At 57.1% G+C, this 1,589-nt stretch carries 2 pseudogenes; both read left to right on the top strand.

The features are described from left to right. Positions 1–550 (top strand): annotated as a pseudogene (locus AAAB16_RS10980) (mechanosensitive ion channel family protein); the annotation flags it as partial. Between the two features lie 306 nt (positions 551–856). Next, positions 857–1,589: pseudogene (locus AAAB16_RS10985) on the top strand (2-isopropylmalate synthase); the annotation flags it as partial.

The raw sequence follows: 1,589 nt of genomic DNA on the forward strand, positions 1-1,589 counted from the left end.
TCCCACCAAACGCTTTATCACCGACTCATTCAAAAACTGGCGCGGCATGCAGGAAGCCGGTGGCCGGCGGATCAAGCGCAGCCTGCACTTGGACCAAAACAGCGTGCACTTCTTGAGCGCCGAAGAAATCGACGACCTGCGCCGTTTCAAACTGCTGGCGCCGTATTTGAAGAGCAAAGAAAGCGAGTTGCTGAGCTGGAACAGCCAACTCGACGAACCGCAGCGCATTGCGGTGAATACCCGAAGGGTCACCAATATCGGCACCTTTCGCGCCTACGTAGAGACCTACCTGCGCCAACACCCAGGCATCCGCCAGGACATGACCCTACTGGTGCGCCAACTCAGCCCGCTCGCCGACGGCCTGCCGCTGGAGCTGTATTGCTTTACCAACACCACCGCGTGGGTGGCATACGAAGCGATTCAATCGGATATTTTCGACCACATGCTGGCGATCCTGCCGGAGTTTGGCCTGCGGGTGTTTCAGCACCCGAGCGGCGCCGATATGCGCGCCTATCAGGCGCAGATCGCTGCCAGCCGCACCGACGGCTAGCGGTTTCAGCCCGAGCAATATTTGCGAATTTTACTGGCATTAACGACGAATAAATTTCGAAAAATCGCCAGCTGCGCCACGATTCACCAATTTTTCGCCGCGGCTTGCCATATTCAACCCAGGTGAATAGGGTTAACCCCATGAAAACGTCCCATACCCTCATTCTGCTGCGCCAACACGCCTGCCTGTGCCTGGTCAGTCCGCGACTGCAGAGCTGAACAGCTCACCTCGCCCGCACGTCTGTACACAGCAGTTATCACCGGTCGGCCACCCTTATCTGGCCAAGTAAATTCAAAGGACACCGCCATGAGCATGCTCAAAGACCCTTCGCACAAATACCGCGCGTTTACCCCGATCAACATCCCCGACCGCACCTGGCCGAGCAAGGTGATCGACAAGGCGCCGATTTGGCTGAGCACCGACTTGCGCGATGGCAACCAGTCGCTGATCGAGCCGATGGATGCCGAGAAAAAAATGCGTTTCTTCAAAACCCTGCTGGCAGTGGGTTTGAAGGAAATTGAAGTGGGCTTTCCGTCCGCCTCGCAAACCGATTTCGACTTCGTGCGTGAGTTGATTGAAGGCGGCCATATTCCGGACGACGTGACCATTCAAGTGCTGACCCAGGCCCGCGAAGACCTGATCGAGCGCACCTTCGAGTCCCTCAAGGGCGCGAAAAAAGCCATCGTCCACTACTACAACGCCTGCGCCCCAAGCTTCCGCCGCATCGTGTTTAACCAGGACAAAAACGGCGTCAAAGAAATTGCCGTCAACGCTGGGCAGATCATCAAGCGCCTGGCCGATGCCGCGCCAGAAACCCAGTGGGGTTTTGAGTATTCGCCGGAAGTATTTAGCTCCACCGAAATCGAGTTCTCGGTAGAGGTGTGCAACGCGGTGATTGCCGTGTTCCAACCGACCCCAGCCAAGCCGCTGATTCTCAACTTGCCGGCCACCATCGAAAACGCCACACCCAATAACTACGCCGACCAGATCGAATGGTTCGGCCGCCATGTGGATAAACGCGACAGCGTGCTGCTCAGCC

Source organism: Pseudomonas sp., assembly GCF_037994325.1.
Classification (GTDB): Bacteria; Pseudomonadota; Gammaproteobacteria; order Pseudomonadales; family Pseudomonadaceae; genus Aquipseudomonas.